Origin of the sequence: Bradyrhizobium sp. NBAIM03, from assembly GCF_020194055.1 — a bacterium.
Taxonomy (GTDB): domain Bacteria; phylum Pseudomonadota; class Alphaproteobacteria; order Rhizobiales; family Xanthobacteraceae; genus Bradyrhizobium; species Bradyrhizobium yuanmingense.
The window spans coordinates 90,093-113,911 of sequence record NZ_JADYVS010000011.1 but is presented as its reverse complement, the minus strand read 5'-3'; the positions used below and the strand labels follow the sequence as shown (position 1 = coordinate 113,911).

Genomic DNA, 23,819 nt, shown 5'->3' with positions numbered 1-23,819 from the left:
ATGTCACCCGTTGGTGATGAGATAGTCGACGAGCGGCGCGGGGGTGACGACGTGATCGGGCGCGATCACGCCGACCGGGACGATATGCTCCGCCGTCACGATGACGGTGTCGGCTGCCATCGCCATGACCGGGTTGAAGTTGCGCGAAGTGAGGGCGTAGGCGAGGTTGCCGAGGTAGTCGGCGAGGAAGGCGTGCACCAATGCGAATTGCGCCCGCAGCGCCGTTTCCAGCAGGAACGGCTTGCCGTCGACTTCGATCTGGCGCTTGCCTTCGGCCACCAGCGTTCCGACCCCGGTCGGCGTCAGCACCCCGCCGAGACCGCACCCGCCGGCGCGGATGCGTTCGACGAAGGTGCCTTGCGGCACGAGGTCGACCGCGATCTGGTTCGCCAGCATCTGCTGCTGCGCCTTCGGATTGAGACCGATATGCGTTGCCGTCAGCTTCGACACCAGTGCCTGATCGAACAGCTTGCCGACGCCCTTGCCGGGCGTGGCCGCGTCATTCGAGATCAAGGTCAGACCCGTCTTCCTCTGACGCACGACTTCGTCGAGCAGCCGCTCCGGCGTTCCAACTCCCATGAAGCCGCCAACCATGACGCTGGCGCCCGCCGGGATCATCGCAACGGCTTCTTCGACGGAAACAGCCTTCATGATCGAAACTCCCGGTCGCCCGACGATGGGCTGAAGGGCGGTAATGTGTGGATGTTGGCGGGCGGGCGACGGGCTCCCTTGATATGGGTCAAGGGCCTCTGGATCATTGCGCGCCGTCAGCGCGTCCCTCTCCAACGTGAACGCTTGGTAGGCCTTGGGAATGATTTGGGAACCTCGACGCTGAGGCGCGCTAAAAGGCTCAAGAGAAACCGACGCTTCCGTAACAAAACCGGATCCAGTCCGGAGAGCCGAATCTTACTAAATTCAAAAGCTTGCCCTTGCATCCTAATGCTGCGTGCTATGTGCTTTGCCTGAAATCTAGAGCGAAGCACCGGGGTGCAGCACGGAATCGCGCTCGAACACCTGTGCGTCGGCGAGGTCCCGCCATTCGGACGGCGCCAAAACGACTCAATTTACGTCGAGCGTGGATCTGCCGGACACTCGCGGAGCTGATTCCCATGCCAGACAACAAGGTCGACCGTTCTGATTTGGCCCCCTCGATTCTGCCGGCCGGCATCCCCGAGCTCAGCGACGATGAATGCCTCGCTTGTCTCGCGCGCGCAGTCGAGGCGCCGGATTCGGCGCGGCTGGACGAGGTCGCTGGCCTCATTGGCCGCCTGGCAGTCGCCATCGAATAGGGCCGGCCCGGCCCTCCATCAGGAGAGGTTGCGGAGCGCGAAACGCGCATCGCCAACCGCTATGTTGCGTTTTGACCGAGCATGCTCCAAAAGATGCCGCGATTTTTCTCCGCGGCATCGTCCGCATTGCAGGGTCCGCAAATGTCCGGTTTTTCGACCGCGCGCCAAAAAATGGTCGATGGCCAGGTGCGCACCAATGACGTCACCGACCGTCGTGTTCTCGATGCCATGCTCACGGTGCCGCGCGAGGCCTTCGTGCCGGCCGGCCGGCAGGCGCTGGCTTACCTCGATCTCGACCTCGACGTCAGCGAGGGCGCCGCCAAGCGGTTCCTGATCAAGCCGGCGCTGACCGGCAAGCTGCTCCAGGCCGCCGAGATCGGCGCGGATGACAACGTGCTGGTCGTGGGCTGCGCCACCGGCTATCTCGCCGCACTGGCCGCCAAGCTCGCGCGTCAGGTCACGGCGACCGAGTGCGATTCGGCTTTGGCGGCCAAGGCCAGCGACGCCTTCGCCGCCCAGGGGCTTGCCAATGTCGCCTGCAAGGCGGCGGCCTGCACCGAGGGGGACCCTGCTGCTGCCCCCTATGATGTGATTCTCCTCAACGGCGCGGCCGAGGTGATGCCGGAAGCGCTGCTCGGGCAGCTGAAGGAGGGTGGGCGCCTGGTGGGGGTGTCGGCCGAATCGAGGCCGCCGCGCGCCACGATCGTGACCCGTACCCACGGCGAATTCGGTCATCGGACCCTGTTCGACGCCGCCGCCCCGGTGCTTCCCGGGCTGGAACGGGCGGCTGCCTTTGTCTTCTGACGGCCCCAAAGCCGCCCCAAATCCCGTTCTGAATCAGAAGTGTGGCCGGGATGCTGCACGCGAAGAGTTTCCACTGAGAACCACCCCCAGGTAGTTCCGTCGCGCTTGACCGCGTCCTATGTTGCGGCGGGGCAACGACTCCATTGGTACGGTACCCCGGCTCGCGGGCACGAGCAGGGCGCTAGAACGAACGGAATTTCACGGATGCATGGGGTGAAGCTCTTCACCGGAGCTGCGGTTTCGGTCCTGCTGCTGGCGCTTGCCGGGCCGACACCTGCCTTGGCGGATACGATCGAGGGCGCGCTGGTGCGCGCCTATCAGAACAACCCGCAGCTCAACGCACAGCGTGCCCAGGTGCGCTCGACTGACGAGGGCGTGCCTCAGGCCTTGTCGGGCTATCGCCCGAGGGTCAATCTGACAGCGACCGGTGGCTATTCATATCAAGATTTGCAGAGTGCCCCGGGGACCAACTCAGTCTACGGAACGAGGGTGCCTCGCAGCATTGGCGTGACGGCGACACAGACGCTCTACAATGGCAACCAGACCGCCAACCGGACCCGCGCGGCGGAGAGCCAGGTGTCCGGTACGCGTGAAGCGCTGCGCGGTATGGATCAGAGCGTACTGCTGAGCGCCGCGACGACCTACATGGACTATCTGCGGGATGCCGCCACGCTCGAAGTCCAGCGCAGCAACGTGCGCGTCCTCGAGCAGACACTGAAGCAGACCCGCGACCGCTTCAATGTCGGCGAAGTGACCCGGACCGACGTCGCCCAATCGGAAGCGCAACTGGCGGCCGGGAGGACCCAGGCGCTCACCGCTGAAGCGAATCTGACGACGACCCGCGCGAACTACCGTCGCATCATCGGCAACGAGCCCACGAATCTTGCGCCCGGCTCGCCTGTCGATCGGTTTCTGCCTCAGACGCTGGCTTCCGCCATCGAGCTCGGCCTGATCGAGCACCCCAACGTGACGGCCGCCATGTACGGCATCGACGTCAATTATCTGCAGGTCAAGATCAATGAAGGAGCGTTGCTGCCGACACTTTCGGTTCAGGCAACGGCCCAGCGGGCCGACGAACAATCCTTGATTCAGATGCGTTCGTACACCGCATCGGCGATCGCGCAGCTCACCGTGCCGATCTATAATGGCGGTGGTGAATATTCGCTGATCCGCCAGTCCAAGGAGAACCTGGCGCAGCAGCGGCTCAACCTCGAAACGACTCGCGACCAGACCCGCGCGACCATTGTGCAATGGTGGGGCTCGCTGCAGGCCACCAAGGCGCAGGTGCAGTCGGCTCAGGCGCAGGTGACGGCGTCCGAGATCGCCCTGAACGGCGTCCGCGAGGAGGCCAAGGCCGGCCAGCGCACCACGCTGGACGTGCTCAATGCGCAGCAGGCGCTGGTGAACGCGCGCGTTGCGTTGGTGACCGCGCAGCACGATCGCGTGGTCGCATCGTATAATGTCCTCGCGGCGGTCGGGCGTCTATCGCCGCAGGTCCTCGGCCTTGCGACTACGACCTACGACCCCAGCGTTCACTATCATCAGGTGCGGGACAGCTGGGCGGGTGTGCGCACGCCTGACGGCCGCTGATTCCCGTAATCATCCGGTCGATCTCGCCAATAGCCGAGGTCGACCGGTGCTTTGCTTGCAATCGTCAAAATCCCTGACATAGCCTTGCCAAGATGATGCGGGTCGATTCGCCCGCGTTGATGTCGTGTGCGTAACGCTTCGACGCCGGGGGCAGGGGCGCACCGCTGCGCGTGGAGCCGTGATCTGGGGACAAGTCGGGCTGCGGCGACGAAAATGGCGGACCCATCGTCGCGGAACCGGCCAATCCTGCCGTGCTTGGTGTAAAACAACGCATGCGAGGGCGTTGATGATGTGGAGTCGGAGATGACGCAGCCTGCAAAGGTCACAGAACCCTCGATGGAGGAGATTCTGGCCTCGATCCGGCGCATCATTGCCGACGACGAGGCAAAGCCCCCGCCGGCTGAGGCCGCCAAGCCCGAGAAGGCTGCTGCGCCCGCTGCGCCGCCGAAGCCGCAGGCGATGAACGACATTCCGCCATCCAAGGTCGCTCCGCCTAAACCCGCCGCCGAGAAGCCGGCACCGCCGCCGGCTGCAAAGCCGGCGCCGCCACCTGCGCCGGCGCCCGCGGCGGACGCATCCAACAGCCAGGACGATATCGACGCGTTGCTGGCGGGTCTCGATGCGGCCACACCTACGCCGGAGGTCCGCGCGCCCGAGCCAGAGCCCGAGCCCGACGTGCTCGAACTGACCGACGACATGGCGATGGACCCGACGCCGCCTCCGCCGCCGCCGACCTTCCGCAAGGTCGAGCCACGCGACGATCTCGAATTCGCCGAGCCGCCGCGTCCCGCCCCGCCGCCGTCCTACGCGCCGGTGGACTTCGACGCGCCGCCGCTGCCCCCGCAGCAGCCGATCCTCGCGCAATCGACGGTCTCCGCGGTCGAATCCGCCTTCAACTCCCTGGCCCATACGGTGCTCAGCAGCAATGCGCGGACGCTGGAGGACCTGGTCAAGGAGATGCTGCGGCCGATGCTGAAGTCCTGGCTCGACGACAACCTGCCCGGCCTCGTTGAACGCATCGTGAAGGCCGAAATCGAGCGGGTCTCGCGCGGCGGCCGCTGAGGGCGGCCGAAGGGCCCTCATAAAGCCCGGCTTGGGCGTCATATTCGGGCCTCGGACCGGGCTGGAAAGCGCTGTTGCCGCCTCGTTTTCCCTGACGTTTTCGTTGACTTTTCGTTGACTTGGCCCCCTCGCGCGGCTTTCTAGCAGCCCCATGATCGAGAAAAATTACCAGCCCGCCGATATCGAAACCCGCATGTCCGTGGTGTGGGAGGACAGCCTTGCGTTCAAGGCTGGCCGGCCCGACCGCCGTGATGCCGTGCCCTTCACCATCGTGATCCCGCCGCCGAACGTGACGGGCTCGCTGCACATGGGTCACGCCCTCAACAACACGCTGCAGGACATCCTTTGCCGGTTCGAGCGCATGCGGGGCCGCGACGTGCTGTGGCAGCCCGGCACCGACCATGCCGGCATCGCCACCCAGATGGTGGTCGAGCGGCAGCTGATGGAGCGCCAGCAGCCCGGTCGCCGCGAGATGGGCCGCGAGAAGTTTCTGGAGCGGGTCTGGCAGTGGAAGGCCGAGAGTGGCGACACCATCATCAACCAGCTCAAGCGCCTCGGTGCGTCCTGCGACTGGTCGCGCGAGCGCTTCACCATGGACGAGGGCCTATCGAAGGCCGTCGTCAAGGTCTTCGTCGAGCTGCACCGTGAGGGCCTGATCTACAAGGACAAGCGGCTGGTGAACTGGGACACCAAGCTGCTCACCGCGATCTCCGATCTCGAAGTGCAGCAGACGGAAGTGAAGGGCCACCTCTGGTATCTGCGCTATCCGATCGAGGGCAAGACGTTCAACCCCGAGGATCCCTCGAGCTTCATCGTGGTCGCCACCACGCGCCCCGAGACCATGCTCGGCGATACCGGCGTGGCCGTCCATCCGGAGGACGATCGCTACCAGAAGCTGATCGGCAAGAATGTCGTCCTGCCGCTGGTCGGCCGCAAGATCAAAATCGTCGCCGACGAGTATTCCGATCCCGAGAAGGGATCGGGCGCTGTGAAGGTGACGCCGGCGCACGACTTCAACGATTTCGAGGTCGGCAATCGCCACGGGCTGCGCCGGATCAGCGTGCTCGACAGGGAAGGCTGTCTCGATCTCCTCGACAACGAGGATTATCTGCGCGACCTGCCCGAAGGCGCTGCGCAATTCGCCGAGGAATTCCACAAGGTCGACCGCTTCGCTGCGCGCAAGCGCATCGTCGAGCGGCTGGAATCGTTCGGCTTCGTCGAACGGATCGAGCCGCACACCCACATGGTGCCGCACGGCGATCGTTCCAACAGCGTGATCGAGCCCTACCTGACCGACCAGTGGTACGTCGACGCCAAGACGCTGGCGAGACCTGCGATCGCGGCGGTGCGTTCGGGCGAAACGACGTTCGTGCCGAAGAACTGGGAAAAGACCTATTACGAGTGGATGGAGAACATCCAGCCCTGGTGCATCTCGCGTCAGCTCTGGTGGGGCCATCAGATCCCGGCCTGGTACGGCCCTGACGGCAAGGTGTTCGTCGCCGAGACCGAGGAGGAGGCCATCAGCCACGCGCTCGGCTATTACGTCGAGCAGGAGGTCATTACGCCCGAGCAGGGCCGCGAGATGGCGCTCGACCGCAACAAGCGGGAAGGCTTCATCACGCGCGATGAGGACGTGCTCGACACCTGGTTCTCCTCGGCGCTGTGGCCGTTCTCGACGCTCGGCTGGCCCGACGAGACGCCCGAGGTGCAGCGCTATTATCCGACCAATGCGCTGGTGACCGGCTTCGACATCATCTTCTTCTGGGTCGCCCGCATGATGATGATGGGCCTGCACTTCATGAAGGAAGTACCGTTCTCGACCATCTACATCCACGCCCTCGTCCGCGACGAGAAGGGCGCCAAGATGTCGAAGTCGAAGGGCAACGTCATCGATCCCCTCCACCTGATCGACGAATACGGCGCCGACGCGCTGCGCTTCACCCTGGCCGCGATGGCGGCGCAGGGGCGCGACATCAAGCTCGCCACCAGCCGCGTCGAAGGCTACCGCAATTTCGCGACCAAGCTCTGGAACGCGTGCCGGTTCGCGGAGATGAACCACTGCGCCGTGCCTGATGGTTTCGAGCCGGCGAAGGCAAAGGAGACGCTGAACCGGTGGATCGCGCATGAGACCGCCCACACCACGCGCGAGGTGACCGAGGCGATCGAAGCTTATCGCTTCAACGATGCAGCCGGCAGCATCTATCGCTTCGTCTGGAACGTCTACTGCGACTGGTATGTCGAGCTCGCCAAGCCCGTGCTGCTCGGTCCGGACGGCCCCGCCAAGGACGAGACCCGCGCCATGGTCGCCTGGGCGCGCGACGAGATCCTGAAGCTGCTGCATCCCTTCATGCCCTTCATCACCGAAGAGCTGTGGGAGGTGACGGCAAAACGCGACGGCCTGCTCGCATTGGCGCCGTGGCCGCTGAAGCCGGTCGAGCCGACGCCGGAGCAGCTCGCGATGCTTGCGGCGACCACGGGACCGACCGATGCGCTCGTCTCGCCGGCCTGGGTGCTGCCGATCTTCGATCATGCCGACTTCACCGATCCGGCTGCCGAAGCCGAGATCGGCTGGGTCATCGACCTCGTCACGCAGATCCGCTCGGTGCGAGCCGAGATGAATATCGCGCCGGCAACGCTGACGGCGCTGGTGCTCGCAGGCGCTTCGGCCGAAACCAAGGAGCGCGCGCCGCGCTGGACCGATGTCATCAAGCGTATGGCGCGGCTGTCGGACATCTCGTTCGCCGACCGCGCGCCTGACGGCGCTGTCCAACTGCTGGTGCGCGGCGAGGTCGCCGCGCTGCCGCTCAAGGGCGTGATCGACGTTGCCGCAGAGCGCACGCGTCTCGACAAGGAGATCGCCAAGGCCGAGGCCGACATCAAGCGCGCCGAGTCGAAGCTGGCGAACGAGAAGTTCGTCGCCAACGCGGCCGAGGAGGTCGTCGAGGAGGAGCGCGAAAAGCGCGAGGCGGCGCTGGCGCGCAAGGCCAAGCTGCTCGAGGCGATGGAGCGGCTGAAGCAGGCGTCTTAGAGCATGATCCGGAAAAGTGTGCAGCGGTTTTCCGGAAAGATCATGCTCAAACAATAACCTAAAGCGCGATGATGATTCATCGCGCTTTAGGCTTATTTCGGAAACGGCTTGCTCAAAAACTTCGAGCCCCTGACGCCGTAGCGCCAGGGCAGCTCGACCGCCTTGGTGATGCCGATGCGGATGCCGGTTGCGACCTCGACATCCTCGGTTCGCGCATGCAGCGCGATGGGAGGCCGGTCCAGCGGCAGGGCGTTGTGCGCGATGGTGATGCCGAGCGCCTCGGTCAGCTTGCCAGGGCCCGAGCACAGCGCACGCACCTCCTGCAGATGCCGGCGTCGGCGCATCGCAGCCAGGCCATGCGTCGGCTCCAGCGCACGGATCAACACGGCGCTGGCCGAGCCTTCCTCCTCGCAGACGAAGTTGACGCACCAATGAATGCCGTAGGAGCGGTAGACATAGGCAAAGCCAGGTGGGCCAAACATGACCTGGTTCCGCTGCGTCGGCCCGCGATAGGAGTGCGCCGCCGGGTCGGTATGGTGATAGGCCTCGACCTCGACGATGATCCCGCCGACGCCGTCGACGAGCATGGTGGCGCCGATCAGGTCGGGCGCGACCTCATGGACGCTGCGTCCGAAGAAGGCGCGCTTCAGGGGCTTGCCGAGCCGCGGTGGTGAAGCGTTCGAGATTGGAGCCATTCGAGGTGAGAATCGCCTGAGAACAGAGCAAGATATTGCCCATATCTGCCATGTTCCCTGAAGCGGGGCGAGCCGGGTTGCGATGCCAGGCCAGACCGACTAGGTAGGACCTGAACAGACCGGACACCCCATGGTCGTTATTGTCGATACCATCTCGAACCCGCTGCGCCCGCGCCACCCCGAAAAGGTGAATCGGCCCGATTCCGCTTCGCCGCCGAAGCCGGACTGGATCCGCGTGCGCGCGCCGAACACCCGCGGCTATGCCGATACCCGCAACATCGTGCGCGCCAACGGCCTGCATACGGTGTGCGAGGAAGCGGGCTGCCCGAACATCGGCGAGTGCTGGGACAAGAAGCACGCGACCTTTATGATCATGGGTGACACCTGCACCCGGGCCTGCGCCTTCTGCAACGTCAAGACCGGCCTGCCCAATGCACTGGACGCGGCCGAGCCGCAGCACGTTGCCGAGGCCGTGGCCAAGCTCGGCCTGGCCCACGTCGTCATCACCTCGGTCGACCGCGACGACCTCACTGACGGCGGTGCCGAGCATTTCGCTCGGACTATCCGCGCGATCAGGGCCGCGTGTCCCTCGACCACGATCGAGATCCTGACGCCGGACTTCCTGCGCAAGGAGGGGGCGCTCGACATCGTCGTGGCGGCGAAGCCCGATGTCTTCAACCACAATCTCGAGACGGTGCCGTCGCGTTATCTCACGGTCCGGCCCGGCGCGCGCTACTTCCATTCGATCCGGCTGCTGCAGCGGGTCAAGGAGCTCGATCCCACCATCTTCACCAAGTCCGGCATCATGGTCGGCCTCGGCGAAGAGCGCCACGAGGTGCAGCAGGTGATGGACGATCTACGCTCGGCCGACGTCGACTTCCTGACCATCGGACAATATCTGCAACCGACCCGCAAGCATCACGCGGTGATGCGCTACGTGCCGCCGGACGAGTTCTCGTCCTTCGAAAAGATCGCCTACACCAAGGGCTTCCTGATGGTGTCGGCAAGCCCGCTCACCCGCTCGTCGCATCATGCCGGCGAGGATTTCGCGAGACTGAAGGCTGCGCGGGCAGCTCACGCCCGCTGACGTACCATGCATCGAGTTTCGAGCAAGCACCGTGTCAACCACAGCGCGTCCGAGATGTTTGATCTGGTCGCCGATGTCGAGCGCTACCCGGAATTCGTGCCGCTGTGCAGCGCGCTGAAGGTGCGCCAGCGCATGGCGAAACCCGACGGCACCGAGGTGCTGGTCGCCGACATGACGGTGTCGTTCAAGCTGGTCAAGGAATCCTTCACCAGCCGCGTGACGCTCGACCGCGCCAATCTGAAGATCCTGGTCGAATATCTGCAAGGTCCGTTCAGGAATCTGGAAAACCGTTGGACGTTCGAGCCCAAGGGCGAGGGCGTCTGCGACGTCGGCTTCTTCCTCGCCTACGAATTCAAGAGCCGCATGCTGGCGATGCTGATGGGCTCGATGTTCGATGCCGCCTTCGCGCGGTTCTCGACGGCGTTCGAGAAACGGGCGGACGCGATCTACGGCCGGCCGAAGCTGGCGTCGACGTAGTCGCGATCAGCACTGCTCTCTCCACCGTCATTGCGAGCGCAGCGAAGCAATCCAGGGTGTCTCCGCGGAGGGATTCTAGATTGCTTCGCTGCGCTCGCAATGACAATGGAGCGGCGGGCGTGCCCTCCCAATCCAACATCGCTCCGTGTTCCCCATCAGCATCCACCGGGATCATTTCGCATCGCGGCGCGTTCTCAACCGACTGACCGGGTTGGAGCCGTCATGACCATCAATTTCGACACGCTGAAAGCTTCGCTTGTCCTGTATGGCCTGAACGCGATCTACGCGGTCCTGCTGCTCGCGGTCGGCTGGTATCTGTCCGGCGCGATGCAACGCTTCGTCACGCGCGTCCTCAGCGTGACGCACCGCGTCGACCCGCTGGTGACGCTGTTCGTAGGCAGCCTTGCGCGCTATGGCGTGCTCGCGGTCGTCGGCATCGCCGTGCTGCAGCTGTTCGGCATCCAGACGGCGAGCCTCGTTGCCGTGCTGGGCGCGACCTCGCTCGCCATTGGTCTTGCCTTGCAGGGCACGCTGTCCAATCTCGCCGCCGGCGTGATGCTGCTCTTGTTCCGGCCATTTCACATCGGCGACGATGTCGAGGTCGCCGGCAAGGCGGGCAAGGTGAGGTCGCTGTCGCTGTTCATGACCGAGCTGGTCGCGCCCGACAACACGCAGATCCTGTTGCCGAACGGACAGGTCTGGGGCGCGGCCATCATCAACCACAGCGCCTATCCTGGCACGGGCGAGATCAAGGTGACGTTTCCGGTCCCCGCCGGCGCCGTTCCGGCGCTGGCCGATCGCATCCTGAAGGAGCTTCGCAAGGATTCCCGCATCGACGATCAGGCGCAACCTGCCGTCTCCGTCAGCAAGGTCCTCGATGTCGCCAATCCCGCCGCGCCGATCCTGGAATTGACGGTTAGCGCCAAGGCGAAACCGTCTGAAGCTGGCGCGGTCAAGCAGTGCGTGCTCGATCATGCGAGCGCGCTGCTTGCCACGGCCGCCTGAGGCGTTCTATCCCCGCGGCGGACGTGGCGGCCTGCGTTTCACCACATGCCGGCGCGGTGAGCGCGTCACACGCGGGCGCAGGCGGCTGGCGGCGGTGCGCTGCGGCTTGGCCGCGACTTGCGGGCCGCGGGCCAGATCCATCAGCATGCGCAGCGCCTCGACCACGGAGCGGGCGCGCACCGCGCTGCGGCCGATGGCGCCGAAGCGGTGCTCGCGGTGGATGATGCGGCCGTCGCGGGCGGCGGCGGCGAAGTGCACGAGACCGACCGGCTTGCCGGGCGTGGCGCCGCCCGGGCCGGCGATGCCGGTGATGGCGACCGCGAGATCGACATCGGCGCGCTCAAGCGCACCGATTGCCATTGCGGTCGCGGTCTCCTTGCTTACGGCGCCGAAATTGGCCAACGTGCTCGCCTCGACGCCAAGCATCGCGCGCTTGGCCTCGTTGGAATAGGTGACGAAGCCGCGGTCGATGACATCGGACGAGCCCGGGATGTCAGTCAGTGCGCCCGCGACGAGACCGCCGGTGCAGGATTCGGCCGTTGCGATCGTCAGCTTGCGCATCCGGCACAGATCGAGCAGCGAGCGGGAGAGGGCGCGTGCGTCGCTGCCGCCCATGGCCTAGACGCCCCAGGGAAGGCGGATGGTGGCGCTCGCGGTCGCCGCGATGCCTTCCTCGCGACCGGTGAAGCCGAGCCGCTCGCTGGTGGTCGCCTTCACTGCGATGCGCGAGATGTCGACGCCGGAGATCTCGGCGATGCGCGCCCGCATGGTGTCGCGCAACGGGCCGATCTTCGGCCGCTCGCAGATCAGCGTCACCTCGAGGTTGGCGACGCGGCCGCCGCGCGCTGCGACGCGCTCGATGGCATATTTCAGGAACTGGTCGGAGGAGGCGCCCTTCCACTTCGCATCGCTCGGCGGGAAGTGCGAGCCGATGTCGCCGTCGGCGAGAGCGCCGAGAATGGCGTCGACCAGCGCATGCAGGCCGACATCGCCGTCGGAATGAGCCAGGAAACCCTTGGTGTGCGGCACGCGCACGCCGCAGATCATGACATGGTCGCCTTCGCCGAAGGCGTGCACGTCGTAGCCGGTGCCGATCCTGATGTCGCCGAGCTGGGCGGCCAGGCGCGCTTCCTCGCGCACGAAATCCTCGGGAGTTGTGAGCTTCATGTTGGCAACATCGCCTTCAAAGGTTGCAACCGTCAATCCCGCCCATTCGGCAATCGCGGCATCGTCGGTGAAATCCGAGCGTCCATCCCTTGCCGCACGACGATGCGCCTCGAGGATGACGTCGAAACGAAAGGATTGCGGCGTCTGTGCGATCCGCAAGGAAGCGCGCTCCGGCGTGGCCTCGACGTTGCCGCTTTCGCCGGTGACCTTGATGGTGTCGGTGACGGCAACGGTGGGGATCGCAGCGCCGGTGCGGCTCGCCGCCTCGATCGCGCGCGAGATCACGCCTTCCGAGACGAAGGGGCGCGCGGCGTCGTGGATCAGCACGATGTCCGGATTGTGCTTGGCCAGCGCTTCGAGGCCGGCGAGCACCGAAGCCTGCCGCGTCGCGCCGCCATTGGTCGGTGGCTCGTGCCTGAGCCCTGCGACCGCTGCGGTGAACATGGCGCTGTCGTCGGGGTTCACCACCGGCTGCACCGCGAACACCTCAGTGTGACCGCTGAAGGCTTCCATGGCGCGGCGGATCACGGGCACGCCGCCGATCTCGCGATATTGCTTCGGCCCGCCGGCGCCGGCGCGCAGTCCACGCCCGGCTGCGACGAGGACGACCGCGGTGCGCTGTGATTTCGCCATAGGACTCAAATACTCAATTGCTAATGAAAGAGCAGGGGTGATTTGCCGGCATGCCTCTAGCACGGCAGGCCCGCAAAAAAAGGGGGTTTCCCCGGATTGTGGGAAACAGCATTTTGCTGCACTGCACTTGAAAGATCTACAGAACTGTCTAAACTGTAGGCATGACGCTTGACTGCACAAGAATTGTGCGCAAGATAGATCATGGCAGGCGCGATGAGGCCCTGCCCAGTCAACGGGACCCCTGTGACCGGCTCGGCAGTATCAGGCTCTAAGCCGTTGAAAATAGGCGATATTGAAGTCGCCACCCCGGTCTTCCTGGCGCCGATGTCGGGTGTGACTGACTCGCCCGTCCGCCGGCTGGCCGCCGGGCTTGGGGCTGGTCTCGTCGTGTCCGAAATGACCGCGAGCGATGAGCTCGCCAATGGCCACCGGATGTCCCGGTTGCGCTGCGAAGCCACCGGCATCGGCCCGCATGTGGTCCAGCTCGCCGGCTGCGAGACGCATTGGATGGCCGAAGGCGCCCGGATCGCCGAAGCGGAAGGCGCCGATATCATCGACATCAACATGGGCTGTCCCGCCCGACACGTCACCGGCGGCCAGTCCGGCTCGGCCTTGATGCGCGACCTCGACCATGCCGTCAGCCTGATCGAAGCGACGATCGCGGCGGTGAAGGTGCCGGTGACGCTGAAGATGCGCCTCGGCTGGGACGATCGCAGCCGCAACGCGCCGGAGCTGGCGCGGCGCGCGGAGGCCGCCGGAATCAAGCTTGTCACCGTGCACGGCCGCACCCGCTGTCAGTTCTACAAGGGCGAGGCCGATTGGGATGCGATCCGCGCCGTGCGCGAGGCCACCTCCCTTCCGCTCGTCGTCAACGGCGACATCACCTCCTACGAGAAGGCGCTGGCGGCATTGGACGCCTCGGGCGCCGACGCCGTGATGATCGGCCGCGGCGCGCAGGGCCAGCCCTGGCTGCCGGGCCAGATCGGCCGGCGTCTGAACGGCGGGGCCGAGGAAGCCGTGCCCTCGCTCCAGACGCAGCTGCATTATGTCCGCACGCTCTATGACGGCGTTTGTGCGCTCTATGGCCTGCGCATCGGACTGAGGCACGCCCGCAAGCATCTGGGCTGGGCGCTCGACGTCGCAGCGCAGGCGAGCCGTGCGCCGGCCGAGAAGCTGAAATCCTGGCGGCAGAAGATCCTGGTCTCGGAGGATCCGCGCCTCGTTCACGATGCACTGCAAGACGCCTTCGACGACTTCGCATGGAGCGCTGCTGCATGAGTTCAGCCGCTGAACATCGTCGGCCGCTTCAGTCCGACAGCGACGCGATCCTGGATGCTTTGCCCAACCCCGTGCTCATGATCGGGCCCGACGGCAAGATCGTCGCCGCCAACATCGCCACCGAGGCCTTCTTCGAGATCTCCACGCAATTCCTGAAGCGGCAGTCGCTAAAGGAGCTGGTGCCGTTCGGCAGCCCGTTGCTGGCGCTGATCGACCAAGTGCGCTCCTCGAACGCGCCGGTCAACGAATACAAGGTCGATCTCGGCACGCCGCGCATGGGCGGCGACCGCCAGGTCGACCTGCACGTGGCTCCACTCACCGAGCGGCCCGGCCATATCGTCGTGATGCTGCAGGAGCGCACCATCGCCGACAAGATGGATCGGCAGCTCACCCATCGCAGCGCAGCGCGCTCGGTGATAGCGCTAGCAGCAATGCTCGCGCATGAAATCAAGAATCCGCTTTCGGGCATTCGCGGCGCAGCGCAGCTGCTCGAGCAGCAGGCCTCGTCCGAGGACCGCATGCTGACGCGGCTGATCTGCGACGAGGCCGACCGCATCGTGACGCTGGTCGACCGCATGGAGGTGTTCGGCGACGAGCGCCCCGTGGTGCGCGGCCCCGTCAACATCCATTCGGTGCTCGATCACGTCAAGCGGCTGGCCCAGTCGGGCTTTGCCCGCAACATCCGCTTCGTCGAGGATTACGATCCCTCGCTGCCGCCGGTGCTGGCGAACCAGGACCAGCTAATCCAGGTGTTCCTCAATCTCGTGAAGAACGCCGCCGAAGCGCTGATCGACGTGCCCGATGCCGAGATCCAGCTCACCACCGCGTTCCGACCCGGTGTGCGCCTGTCAGTCCCCGGTCAAAAATCGCGGGTATCCCTTCCGCTCGAATTCTGTGTGAAGGACAACGGACCCGGCGTGCCCGACGATCTTCTGCCCAACCTGTTCGATCCCTTCGTGACCACCAAGCAGACCGGCTCGGGTCTCGGCCTTGCGCTGGTCGCCAAGATCGTCGGCGATCACGGGGGCATCATCGAATGCGAATCTCAGCCGCGCAAGACCACCTTCCGCGTGCTGATGCCGATGTATTCCACATCGGTCAAACACGCCGATCAAAGCAGTCGCGACGGCTCTGCCGGGAAGTCGTCGCCTGCGTCACAGGGGGCAAAATGAGGATCAACGATGCCCGCAGGTAGCATTCTCGTAGCCGATGACGATACCGCCATCCGCACCGTTCTCAATCAGGCACTGTCCCGCGCCGGTTACGAAGTGCGGCTGACCGGCAATGCCGCAACGCTGTGGCGCTGGGTCAGCCAGGGCGAGGGCGATCTCGTCATCACCGATGTGGTGATGCCGGACGAAAACGCCTTCGACCTGTTGCCGCGGATCAAGAAGATGCGGCCGAACCTGCCCGTCATCGTCATGAGCGCGCAGAACACCTTCATGACGGCGATCCGCGCCTCCGAGCGCGGGGCTTACGAATATCTGCCAAAGCCCTTCGACCTGAAGGAACTGATCGCCATCGTCGGCCGCGCGCTCGCCGAGCCGAAGGAGCGGACCTCGTCGCCGGACGAGGACGCCGAGATGGAGGCGATCCCGCTGGTCGGCCGCTCGCCGGCGATGCAGGAAATCTACCGCGTGCTGGCGCGCCTGATGCAGACCGATCTCACCGTGATGATCACGGGTGAGTCCGGAACCGGCAAGGAACTGGTGGCGCGAGCGCTGCACGATTACGGCAAGCGCCGCAACGGCCCCTTTGTCGCGGTCAACATGGCGGCGATCCCGCGCGATCTCATCGAGTCCGAATTGTTCGGCCACGAGCGCGGTGCCTTTACCGGCGCCAACACCCGCGCCTCCGGCCGGTTCGAGCAGGCCGAGGGCGGCACGCTGTTCCTCGACGAGATCGGCGACATGCCGATGGAGGCGCAGACCCGCCTGCTGCGCGTGCTGCAGCAGGGCGAATACACCACCGTCGGCGGCCGTACCCCGATCAAGACCGACGTGCGCATCGTCGCGGCGTCCAACAAGGACCTGCGCGTGCTGATCCAGCAGGGCCTGTTCCGCGAAGACCTGTTCTTCCGCCTCAACGTCGTCCCGCTGCGGCTGCCGCCCTTGCGCGAGCGCATCGAGGACCTGCCGGATCTCGTGCGGCACTTCTTCACGCTGGCCGAGAAGGACGGTCTGCCGCCGAAGAAGCTCGACACGCTGGCGCTGGAGCGGCTGAAGCAGCACCGCTGGCCCGGCAACGTGCGCGAGTTGGAAAACCTCGCCCGGCGGCTCGCCGCGCTCTATCCGCAGGACGTGATCACGTCCTCCGTCATCGACGGCGAACTCGCGCCGCCCTCGGTCAGCCCGGGGGCTGCGGTCCAGCAGGGGGTCGACAATCTCGGCGGCGCCGTGGAGGCGTATCTGTCCTCGCACTTCCAGGGCTTCCCGAACGGCGTGCCGCCGCCAGGCCTCTATCACCGCATCCTCAAGGAGATCGAGGTGCCGCTGCTCACGGCCGCGCTCGCCGCCACCCGTGGCAACCAGATCCGCGCCGCGGACCTGCTCGGCCTCAACCGCAACACGCTGCGGAAGAAGATCCGGGATCTCGACATCCAGGTGTATCGGAGCGGGGGCTGACTTTCTTGCGACGAACGCCAAACGCGCTAGCGCGGACCGGTGGCTCAGCTCCCCCTACCAAGGCAGAGCTGAGCCTGTCCGGATCGCGCTGGCCGTTGTGGCTGACGCGGTGAGCACAAGTCCTGACGGGACTCTAATGTTCCGCCCGCACATTCAAATTGGTCGTCGGCCGCAGCGCGGCCATTGCGCCTATCTGACCAGTCCGCCGGAGGCTGGCACCACGCTCGCGACATTCAGCGGCGGCTGCTGAAGGCCGAGGCCGTTGACCAGGAGGTCGGCGGCCACGATCAGCAGCAGAACGGCCGAAACCATCGTCGCGAGAAAGATCCTATCCATGCGGATTAAGCCGGGACGGCGGGAATCCGTTCCGCCCAGGCGGCATGTGCCTGTGGATTGCGCGGGTCCGCCAGGGCGAACACGCCGCGGAATTGTCGCAATTCGGCAACAATGTGGTACGAATACATCAGTATCCGCGCGTCCGCGGACCCGTTTTCAGCATCATTGCCGGAATGACCAGCGCAGATACCTCGGCCGCACACTTTGACACGGCCCCAGCGGAAGAGCCCCGGCGCTGGTCGGTGCGACGCTGGCTGGCACCCTTTGCCGTAGCGCTGGCGCTGTTGTCGGCCTTCCTGACCTTCCTGGTCCTGACGGGTCTGAGCACGATCGAGCCGACGCCCGGGGTGGTCCGCACATTCTATCTGATCAATGCCGCCACGATCCTGCTGCTGGTCGGGATCATTATCCGGGAACTCTGGCAGCTGATCCTGGCGCGGCGGCGGGGCAGGGCGGCGGCGCGTCTCCACGTCCAGATCGTCAGCCTGTTCTCGATCGTGGCGGTGCTGCCGGCGGTGCTGGTCGCCGTCGTCGCCAACGTCACCATCGAGCGTGGCCTCGACCGGCTGTTCTCCGGGCCGACCAAGGAGGTGATCCAGAACTCGCTGACGATCGCGCGGGCCTACATGCAGGACCATGCCCAGCTGATCCGCGGCGACATTCTCGGCATGGCCAACGACATCGCCCATGCCCGGCCGCTCTACGACCAGGACCGCCGCTCGTTCCGCGAGATGCTGACGGCGAGCGCCGCGTCGCGCAACCTGCCGGGCGCGATGATCATCGACAAGAACACCAACATCCTGGAATCCGCCGACACCGGCATGCGGCTCGCTTATTCGCCGCCCGCGCCGGACTTTCTCAGCAACGTCAACGAGAACGAGCCCGAGATCGCGGTCCTTCCCGATGCGAGCTTCGTTGCCGCGGTGATCCGCCTGCGCGCCTTCAACGACACCTTCCTCTATGTCGCCAGGCCGCTTGATCCGAATGTCGTCAATCAGCTCAAGCAGACCGAGGTCAGCGTCGCCGAATACGCCCAGATCGAATCGCGCCGGCTCGGTATCCAGGTCGCCTTCGCGCTGATGTTCGCGGTGATCGCGCTGACCATCCTCATGGCTTCGGTGCTGATCGGTCTCAACTTCGCCAACTCGCTGGTCTCGCCGATCCGGCGGCTGATGAACGCGGCACATACAGTTTCGACCGGCGACCTGCACGTCCAGGTGCCGGTGCACCAGTCGGAGGGCGACCTCGCCCAGCTGGGCGAGACCTTCAACAAGATGACGCAGGAATTGCGCAGCCAGCGCGACGAGCTGGTCAATGCCAGCGACCTCATCGACAGCCGCCGCCGCTTCATCGAGGCGGTGCTGTCATCCGCGAGCGCCGGCATCATCGGCGTCGACGCGTCCGGCAGCGTCGGCATCCTCAACCGCTCCGCAGAGAAACTGATCGGGCACTCCGAAGCCGAGACGCTCGGCCATCCGCTCTCCGACGTGCTGCCCGAGCTCGACGAGATGATGAAGACGGCGCGGGAAGGGACCCAGCGCCTGGTGCAGGGCCAGATCACGATCACCCGTGACGGCACCGAGCGCAACCTGTCGGTCCGCGTCAGCGCCGAGAAGAACCAGCCGCACGACAGCTATATCATCACGCTCGACGACATCACCGAGCTGGTCTCGGCGCAGCGTACCTCGGCCTGGGGCGACGTGGCGCGCCGCATCGCGCATGAGATCAAGAACCCGCTGACGCCGATCCAGCTCTCGGCCGAGCGCATCCGCCGCAAGTTCGGCAAGGACATCACCGAGACCAAGGACAAGCAGATCTTCGACCAGTGCACCGATACCATCGTCCGCCAGGTCGACGACATCAGGCGCATGGTCGACGAGTTCTCGCGCTTTGCGCGGATGCCGAAGCCCGTGATGGAAGGCGAGGACGTCGCCGACACGGTGCGCCAGGCCGTGTTCCTGATGAAGGTCGCCCATCCCGAAATCGACATCGAGGCCGAGTTCAGGCAGGATCCGCTGCGCGCCCAGTTCGATCGGCGCCTGATCTCGCAGGCGGTCACCAACATCGTCAAGAACGCCACCGAGGCGATCGAGCAGGTCCCGCCCGAGGAGCTCGGCAAGGGGCGTATCGACGTCGTGGTGTCGCGCGAGGGCGACGACGTGCTGATCGACGTCATCGACAACGGCATCGGCCTGCCCAAGGTCGCGCGCTCGCGCCTGCTCGAGCCCTACGTCACCACGCGCGCCAAGGGCACCGGGCTGGGCCTTGCCATCGTCGGCCGCGTGCTGGAAGACCATGGCGGGCGGATCGAGCTGAAGGACGCCTCCGACTTCCGTCCAGGCCAGCGCGGTGCCTGGATGCGCATGCGCTTTGCCGTGTCAGGACAACCCGCGAAATCCGCGACAACGGAGCAAGGGCCGGCGGTCAACGGTGCGAATGGGATAACCTCCAAGCCCGACATCACGCAAACGGCGACGGAATCCGTCGCGACCCAGGCAACAAAAGAGCCGGCCGCCGGAACCAAAGAGCCGGCTGAAAAGACCAATGATTCAACCAAAATCGAAGCCTCAACAGGCAGCTGACAAGACAGGCGCGATCCATGGCAAGTGAAATTCTGATTGTCGATGACGAAGCCGATATTCGCGATCTCGTTGCAGGCATTCTCGAAGACGAGGGGTTCGTCACCAGGACCGCGCGTGACAGCGACACGGCGCTCGCCGAGATTGCCAATCGTCGGCCGCATCTGGTGTTTCTCGACATCTGGCTGCAAGGCTCCAAGCTCGACGGCCTGCAGCTCTTGGAGCAGGTCAAGAAGGACAATGCCGACCTGCCCGTCGTGATGATCTCCGGCCACGGCAACATCGAGACCGCGGTCGCCGCGATCAAGCGCGGCGCCTACGACTTCATCGAGAAGCCGTTCAAGGCCGACCGCCTCATCCTGGTCGCGACCAGAGCGCTGGAGAACTCGCGGCTGAAGCGCGAGGTCAAGGAGCTGAAGCAGCTCGCCCCGAGCGCCAGCCAGCTCGTCGGCCGCTCGCCCAGCATGAACCAGCTGCGCCAAACCATCGAGCGGGCGGCCAAGGCCAACAGCCGCATCCTGATCGTCGGCCCCGCCGGCGCCGGCAAGGAGCTGACCGCGCGCACGCTGCATATCGCTTCGGGCCGCGCCGACGGTCCGTTCGTCGTCATCAACGCCGCCGCGATCACGCCCGAGCGAATGGAGCATGAGCTGTTTGGCGTCGAGCAGTCCAATGGCGAGCAGCCGCGCAAGCCCGGCGCGCTCGAAGAGGCGCATGGCGGCACGCTGTTCATCGACGAGATCGCGGACATGCCGCGCGAGACCCAGAACAAGATCCTGCGCGTGCTGGTGGAGCAGTCGTTCCAGCGCGTCGGCGGCACCGCCAAGGTGCAGGTCGACGTGCGCATCATCTCATCGACCGCCCGCAATCTCGAGGAGGAGATCGCAGCCGGCCGTTTCCGCGAGGACCTCTACCACCGGCTCTCGGTGGTGCCGATCCGCGTGCCCGCACTGTCGGAGCGGCGCGAGGACATTCCGGAGCTGATCGACTATTTCATGGAGCAGATCTCGGCCGGCAGCGGCCTGCCCAAGCGCCAGATCGGTCAGGACGCGATGGCGGTGCTGCAATCGCATGTCTGGCCCGGCAATGTGCGCCAGCTCCGCAACAACGTTGAAAGAGTCATGATTCTGGCCGCCGGCGGGCCGGAAGTCATCATCACCGCCGACATGCTGCCGCAGGACGTCGGCTCGATGGTGCCGGCGATGCCGACCAGCAACAATGGCGAGCACATCATGGGCCTGCCGCTGCGCGAAGCACGCGAGGTGTTCGAGCGCGACTATTTGATTGCACAGATCAGCCGTTTCTCAGGAAATATTTCTCGAACGGCCGAGTTCGTTGGTATGGAACGTTCGGCCTTGCACCGGAAGTTGAAAGCGCTCGGCGTCGGCTAATGCTGCGACGCTGCGGCGGCATCTCGGGAATAGGCAAAGAAAATCATCGATTTCCGTAATTTTTCGGGGCAATAGGGCCACGCCTGCCGCTTCAAGCGGCTTGCCTAATATCCCGACCTGTCCTCTAATCGAACCGCTGTTCCTTCCGAGGGGGATCTCATGAAGGACGGCAACCGGAGGAAGCCCCGAACTCCACAAAGAGGGCCGCATCCGGCGCAATAAAAAGAAACTCAAAGCGAGAAAAAAACAATGGCGGCAGACCGCGCACAAAACCTACAGGACACCTTCCTTAATCACGTTCGCAAAACCAAGACGCCACTGACGATCTTTCTGGTCAACGGAGTGAAGCTCCAGGGCATCGTGACCTGGTTCGACAATTTCTGTTTGCTGCTTCGGCGCGACGGTCATTCGCAGCTCGTCTACAAGCATGCGATCTCGACCATCATGCCGGGCGCTCCGATTCAGTTGTTCGAAGGCGGCGAGGACCAGCCGGCTTGAGAGTGACCTGATTGGAACCCCGGAATTTCGACGGGGATGCCGACCGTCCGCGGTCGGCAGGGGCTACGCAGACGGGGCGGGTGCTTGTCATCGGCCCCTACTTGCGCGTGCGCGCGGGCAGCGCCGACGTGCAATCGGTGACTCATGCCTTGCGCGATACCGAGGCCCGGCTCGATGAAGCCGCGGGCCTCGCGCGGGCGATTGATCTCGTCATTGCCGATGCCATCATCGCGCCGGTCAGCCAGATCCGCCCCGCGACCTATATCGGCAAGGGCAAGGTCGAGGAGATCGCCGGGCTGATCAAGACCCTCGAGGTCGAGCTCGTGGTGATGGATTGCGCATTGTCGCCGATCCAGCAGCGCAATCTCGAAAAGGAATGGCACGCCAAGGTCCTCGACCGCACCGGGCTCATTCTCGAAATCTTCGGCCGCCGCGCCAAGACCCGGGAAGGCTCGCTGCAGGTCGAGCTTGCGCATCTCAACTACCAGCGTTCGCGCCTGGTGCGCTCCTGGACCCATCTCGAACGCCAGCGCGGCGGTTTCGGCTTCATGGGCGGCCCCGGCGAGACGCAGATCGAGGCCGACCGCCGCCTGATCCAGGAGCGCATCTCCAAGCTGGAGAGCGAGCTGAAAAAGGTGCAGGCGACGCGGCGTCTGCATCGCGCCGGCCGTCAACGCGTGCCGTATCGTGTCGTCGCGCTGGTCGGCTACACCAATGCTGGCAAGTCGACGCTGTTCAATCGCCTGACCCGCGCCGACGTGCAGGCGGCCGACATGCTGTTTGCGACGCTCGATCCCACCTTGCGGGCGCTCAACCTGCCGCATGGCGGCAAGGCGATGCTCTCGGATACCGTCGGCTTCATCTCCAACCTGCCGACGCAGCTCGTCGCCGCCTTCCGCGCCACGCTGGAGGAGGTGCTGGAAGCCGATGTCATCCTGCATGTCCGCGACATCTCGCATGAAGACGCCGAAGCGCAGCAGAGCGACGTCGATGCGGTGCTGCGCCAGCTCGGCATCAACCCTGATGATTCCGGCCGCATCATCGAGGTCTGGAACAAGATCGATCGTTTCGACCCCGAGCAACGCGAAGAGCTGCTCAACATCGCCGCGCGCAGGCCGGAGGATCATCCGGCGATGCTGGTCTCAGCCGTGTCGGGCGAGGGCGTCGATGCTCTGCTCGCCGCGATCGAGCAGCGGCTCGCGGCGAAACGGACCACGCTCGATCTCTCCATCGACGCCGCCGACGGCGCCGGCATCAGCTGGCTGCATCGCAACGCCGAGGTGCTGTCGAAGGAGCTCCACGACGGCCGCTTCGACATGACCGTGCGGGTGGACGAGACCAAGCGGGACATCGTGGTGAACAGGTTCGACGCCGTGCCACATCTGCCGGCGTGAGGCCGGCGCGCATCTGGACTACGCGGTTCGCGTCTCCGAAGTCACCTTCGTCTCCACTTTCGCTGCATTCCACAGCGCGTCCATCTCCGCCAGCGAGGCCTGCTCGAGCGTCCGGCCCTGCGCCTCCAGTGCCCGCTCGATATAGGCAAAGCGCCGCTCGAATTTTGCATTCGTCGCGCGGAGCGCAGCCTCCGGATCGGCATCGACATGGCGGGCGAGGTTGACGAGGGCGAACATGAGGTCGCCGGTCTCTTCCGCAATCTCCTGCTTGTCGTTGCGGTCCAATGCCGCCTCGATCTCGTCGACCTCCTCGCGGATCTTGTGCAGCACCGCGCGCGGGTCGTTCCAGTCGAAGCCGACGGTGGAGGCCTTGCGCTGCAGCTCCATCGCGCGGGTCAAAGCGGGCTGGCCGGCCTTCACGCCCGAGAGCAGCGACTTGTGCGTCGGCGCCTCCTCCGGCGGCCGGCGCGCGGCGCGTTCGGCTTTCTCCTCCGCTTTGATGCGGTCCCAGACTTCCTTGACATGGGAGGAGGCGAGATTGCCGTCCTTGTCGGCGAAGACGTGGGGATGGCGGCGGATCATCTTGCGGGTGATGGCCAGGACCACGTCACCAAAATTGAACGCGTTCTGCTCAGAAGCCATCTGGGCGTGGAACACCACCTGGAGCAGGAGATCGCCAAGCTCCTCTCTGAGATCGTCGAGATCGCCGCGGGTGATGGCGTCGACCACCTCATAGGCTTCCTCGATCGTGTAGGGCGCGATCGTCGAAAAATCCTGCTCGAGGTCCCAGGGGCAGCCGGTCACCGGCGTGCGCAGCGCCGCCATGATCTCGATCAGGCGGGAAATGTCGCGGGAAGGGGTCATTGCCGGGCAGTCTCCTGG

General features: G+C 65.2%; 21 protein-coding genes. 15 read left to right on the top strand and 6 right to left on the bottom strand.

What is annotated here, in order from left to right:
• Positions 1-3: 3 nt before the first annotated feature.
• On the bottom strand, positions 4-651 hold the full coding sequence (locus tag I6F21_RS18625) for a CoA transferase subunit A (RefSeq protein ID WP_035999395.1): 648 nt from the start codon (positions 649-651) through the stop codon (positions 4-6).
• A 458-nt stretch (positions 652-1,109) separates the two neighbouring features.
• On the opposite strand from I6F21_RS18625, the gene I6F21_RS18620 reads away from it, so the two are divergent.
• The 5 genes from I6F21_RS18620 to I6F21_RS18600 all read left to right on the top strand — a co-directional run bounded on the left by I6F21_RS18620 (position 1,110) and on the right by I6F21_RS18600 (position 7,773).
• The gene (locus I6F21_RS18620) at positions 1,110-1,289 is read left to right on the top strand and encodes a hypothetical protein (protein WP_035999393.1); all 180 of its coding nucleotides are present in this window, start codon (positions 1,110-1,112) and stop codon (positions 1,287-1,289) included.
• Positions 1,290-1,430: 141 nt separating this feature from the next.
• Positions 1,431-2,093, top strand: a complete 663-nt coding sequence (locus tag I6F21_RS18615) for a protein-L-isoaspartate O-methyltransferase (RefSeq protein ID WP_036028010.1) — start codon at positions 1,431-1,433, stop codon at positions 2,091-2,093.
• 204 nt (positions 2,094-2,297) lie between these two features.
• Positions 2,298-3,683 (top strand): TolC family outer membrane protein, encoded by a 1,386-nt coding sequence (locus I6F21_RS18610; protein ID WP_035999388.1) that lies wholly within the window; start codon positions 2,298-2,300, stop codon positions 3,681-3,683.
• 303 nt (positions 3,684-3,986) lie between these two features.
• On the top strand, positions 3,987-4,745 hold the full coding sequence (locus tag I6F21_RS18605; protein ID WP_074447953.1) for a DUF2497 domain-containing protein: 759 nt from the start codon (positions 3,987-3,989) through the stop codon (positions 4,743-4,745).
• Positions 4,746-4,896: 151 nt separating this feature from the next.
• The gene (locus tag I6F21_RS18600; RefSeq protein ID WP_225140839.1) at positions 4,897-7,773 is read left to right on the top strand and encodes a valine--tRNA ligase; all 2,877 of its coding nucleotides are present in this window, start codon (positions 4,897-4,899) and stop codon (positions 7,771-7,773) included.
• A 92-nt stretch (positions 7,774-7,865) separates the two neighbouring features.
• Here the strand turns inward: I6F21_RS18600 and I6F21_RS18595 are convergent, their stop codons facing one another.
• Positions 7,866-8,468, bottom strand: a complete 603-nt coding sequence (locus tag I6F21_RS18595) for a DNA-3-methyladenine glycosylase (protein ID WP_036028025.1) — start codon at positions 8,466-8,468, stop codon at positions 7,866-7,868.
• Positions 8,469-8,598: 130 nt separating this feature from the next.
• Between I6F21_RS18595 and lipA the strand changes: the two genes are divergently transcribed.
• The 3 genes from lipA to I6F21_RS18580 all read left to right on the top strand — a co-directional run bounded on the left by lipA (position 8,599) and on the right by I6F21_RS18580 (position 11,037).
• On the top strand, positions 8,599-9,555 hold the full coding sequence (gene lipA / locus I6F21_RS18590; RefSeq protein ID WP_225140842.1) for a lipoyl synthase: 957 nt from the start codon (positions 8,599-8,601) through the stop codon (positions 9,553-9,555).
• 6 nt (positions 9,556-9,561) lie between these two features.
• Complete coding sequence (locus I6F21_RS18585) at positions 9,562-10,032, top strand: type II toxin-antitoxin system RatA family toxin (protein ID WP_027542754.1); 471 nt, start codon at positions 9,562-9,564, stop codon at positions 10,030-10,032.
• A gap of 222 nt (positions 10,033-10,254) precedes the next feature.
• Positions 10,255-11,037, top strand: coding sequence for a mechanosensitive ion channel domain-containing protein (locus I6F21_RS18580; protein WP_050996038.1), 783 nt, complete (start codon positions 10,255-10,257; stop codon positions 11,035-11,037).
• 6 nt (positions 11,038-11,043) lie between these two features.
• Here I6F21_RS18580 and I6F21_RS18575 read toward each other — a convergent pair whose 3' ends face one another.
• Together I6F21_RS18575 and I6F21_RS18570 are read right to left on the bottom strand one after the other, a co-directional pair.
• Entirely contained in the window at positions 11,044-11,652 is a 609-nt protein-coding gene (locus tag I6F21_RS18575; RefSeq protein WP_035999375.1) for a CinA family protein, read from the bottom strand.
• Between the two features lie 3 nt (positions 11,653-11,655).
• Positions 11,656-12,837, bottom strand: coding sequence for a bifunctional 2-C-methyl-D-erythritol 4-phosphate cytidylyltransferase/2-C-methyl-D-erythritol 2,4-cyclodiphosphate synthase (locus I6F21_RS18570; RefSeq protein ID WP_225140844.1), 1,182 nt, complete (start codon positions 12,835-12,837; stop codon positions 11,656-11,658).
• A gap of 276 nt (positions 12,838-13,113) precedes the next feature.
• Between I6F21_RS18570 and dusB the strand changes: the two genes are divergently transcribed.
• Genes dusB through ntrC form a run of 3 tightly spaced genes read left to right on the top strand, consistent with a single transcriptional unit; the run spans position 13,114 to position 16,739 of the window.
• Positions 13,114-14,115 (top strand): tRNA dihydrouridine synthase DusB, encoded by a 1,002-nt coding sequence (gene dusB / locus I6F21_RS18565; RefSeq protein ID WP_225140846.1) that lies wholly within the window; start codon positions 13,114-13,116, stop codon positions 14,113-14,115.
• Positions 14,112-15,287, top strand: a complete 1,176-nt coding sequence (locus I6F21_RS18560; RefSeq protein ID WP_035999469.1) for a nitrogen regulation protein NR(II) — start codon at positions 14,112-14,114, stop codon at positions 15,285-15,287. The genes dusB and I6F21_RS18560 overlap by 4 nt, the downstream gene beginning before the upstream one ends.
• Positions 15,288-15,296: 9 nt before the next feature.
• Positions 15,297-16,739, top strand: a complete 1,443-nt coding sequence (gene ntrC / locus I6F21_RS18555; protein ID WP_035999368.1) for a nitrogen regulation protein NR(I) — start codon at positions 15,297-15,299, stop codon at positions 16,737-16,739.
• Positions 16,740-16,928: 189 nt separating this feature from the next.
• On the opposite strand, the gene I6F21_RS18550 is transcribed toward ntrC, so the two are convergent.
• Positions 16,929-17,075: a hypothetical protein gene (locus I6F21_RS18550; RefSeq protein WP_167361662.1), complete on the bottom strand. Its 147-nt coding sequence runs from the start codon at positions 17,073-17,075 to the stop codon at positions 16,929-16,931.
• 173 nt (positions 17,076-17,248) lie between these two features.
• Between I6F21_RS18550 and I6F21_RS18545 the strand changes: the two genes are divergently transcribed.
• From I6F21_RS18545 to hflX, 4 genes are all read left to right on the top strand, one after another.
• The gene (locus I6F21_RS18545; RefSeq protein ID WP_225140848.1) at positions 17,249-19,657 is read left to right on the top strand and encodes a PAS domain-containing sensor histidine kinase; all 2,409 of its coding nucleotides are present in this window, start codon (positions 17,249-17,251) and stop codon (positions 19,655-19,657) included.
• A gap of 17 nt (positions 19,658-19,674) precedes the next feature.
• Complete coding sequence (locus I6F21_RS18540) at positions 19,675-21,045, top strand: sigma-54 dependent transcriptional regulator (RefSeq protein WP_035999365.1); 1,371 nt, start codon at positions 19,675-19,677, stop codon at positions 21,043-21,045.
• A 249-nt stretch (positions 21,046-21,294) separates the two neighbouring features.
• Positions 21,295-21,543 (top strand): RNA chaperone Hfq, encoded by a 249-nt coding sequence (gene hfq, locus I6F21_RS18535; RefSeq protein ID WP_007591126.1) that lies wholly within the window; start codon positions 21,295-21,297, stop codon positions 21,541-21,543.
• An 11-nt stretch (positions 21,544-21,554) separates the two neighbouring features.
• On the top strand, positions 21,555-22,937 hold the full coding sequence (hflX, locus tag I6F21_RS18530; RefSeq protein WP_225140850.1) for a GTPase HflX: 1,383 nt from the start codon (positions 21,555-21,557) through the stop codon (positions 22,935-22,937).
• Positions 22,938-22,955: 18 nt separating this feature from the next.
• Here the strand turns inward: hflX and mazG are convergent, their stop codons facing one another.
• On the bottom strand, positions 22,956-23,801 hold the full coding sequence (mazG, locus tag I6F21_RS18525; protein ID WP_225125412.1) for a nucleoside triphosphate pyrophosphohydrolase: 846 nt from the start codon (positions 23,799-23,801) through the stop codon (positions 22,956-22,958).
• Between the last annotated feature and the right edge of the window lie 18 nt (positions 23,802-23,819).

Coding starts and splice junctions, on each gene's coding strand:
- I6F21_RS18580 (WP_050996038.1), top strand. CDS start 10,255: ATGACCATCAATTTCGACACGCTGAAAGCTTCGCTTGTCCTGTATGGC.
- I6F21_RS18605 (WP_074447953.1), top strand. CDS start 3,987: ATGACGCAGCCTGCAAAGGTCACAGAACCCTCGATGGAGGAGATTCTG.
- lipA (WP_225140842.1), top strand. CDS start 8,599: ATGGTCGTTATTGTCGATACCATCTCGAACCCGCTGCGCCCGCGCCAC.
- ntrC (WP_035999368.1), top strand. CDS start 15,297: ATGCCCGCAGGTAGCATTCTCGTAGCCGATGACGATACCGCCATCCGC.
- I6F21_RS18625 (WP_035999395.1), bottom strand. CDS start 651: ATGAAGGCTGTTTCCGTCGAAGAAGCCGTTGCGATGATCCCGGCGGGC.
- I6F21_RS18595 (WP_036028025.1), bottom strand. CDS start 8,468: ATGGCTCCAATCTCGAACGCTTCACCACCGCGGCTCGGCAAGCCCCTG.
- I6F21_RS18610 (WP_035999388.1), top strand. CDS start 2,298: ATGCATGGGGTGAAGCTCTTCACCGGAGCTGCGGTTTCGGTCCTGCTG.
- I6F21_RS18560 (WP_035999469.1), top strand. CDS start 14,112: ATGAGTTCAGCCGCTGAACATCGTCGGCCGCTTCAGTCCGACAGCGAC.
- hfq (WP_007591126.1), top strand. CDS start 21,295: ATGGCGGCAGACCGCGCACAAAACCTACAGGACACCTTCCTTAATCAC.
- I6F21_RS18550 (WP_167361662.1), bottom strand. CDS start 17,075: ATGGATAGGATCTTTCTCGCGACGATGGTTTCGGCCGTTCTGCTGCTG.
- I6F21_RS18615 (WP_036028010.1), top strand. CDS start 1,431: ATGTCCGGTTTTTCGACCGCGCGCCAAAAAATGGTCGATGGCCAGGTG.
- mazG (WP_225125412.1), bottom strand. CDS start 23,801: ATGACCCCTTCCCGCGACATTTCCCGCCTGATCGAGATCATGGCGGCG.
- I6F21_RS18585 (WP_027542754.1), top strand. CDS start 9,562: ATGCATCGAGTTTCGAGCAAGCACCGTGTCAACCACAGCGCGTCCGAG.
- I6F21_RS18570 (WP_225140844.1), bottom strand. CDS start 12,837: ATGGCGAAATCACAGCGCACCGCGGTCGTCCTCGTCGCAGCCGGGCGT.
- I6F21_RS18540 (WP_035999365.1), top strand. CDS start 19,675: ATGGCAAGTGAAATTCTGATTGTCGATGACGAAGCCGATATTCGCGAT.
- I6F21_RS18620 (WP_035999393.1), top strand. CDS start 1,110: ATGCCAGACAACAAGGTCGACCGTTCTGATTTGGCCCCCTCGATTCTG.
- I6F21_RS18575 (WP_035999375.1), bottom strand. CDS start 11,652: ATGGGCGGCAGCGACGCACGCGCCCTCTCCCGCTCGCTGCTCGATCTG.
- I6F21_RS18600 (WP_225140839.1), top strand. CDS start 4,897: ATGATCGAGAAAAATTACCAGCCCGCCGATATCGAAACCCGCATGTCC.
- I6F21_RS18545 (WP_225140848.1), top strand. CDS start 17,249: ATGACCAGCGCAGATACCTCGGCCGCACACTTTGACACGGCCCCAGCG.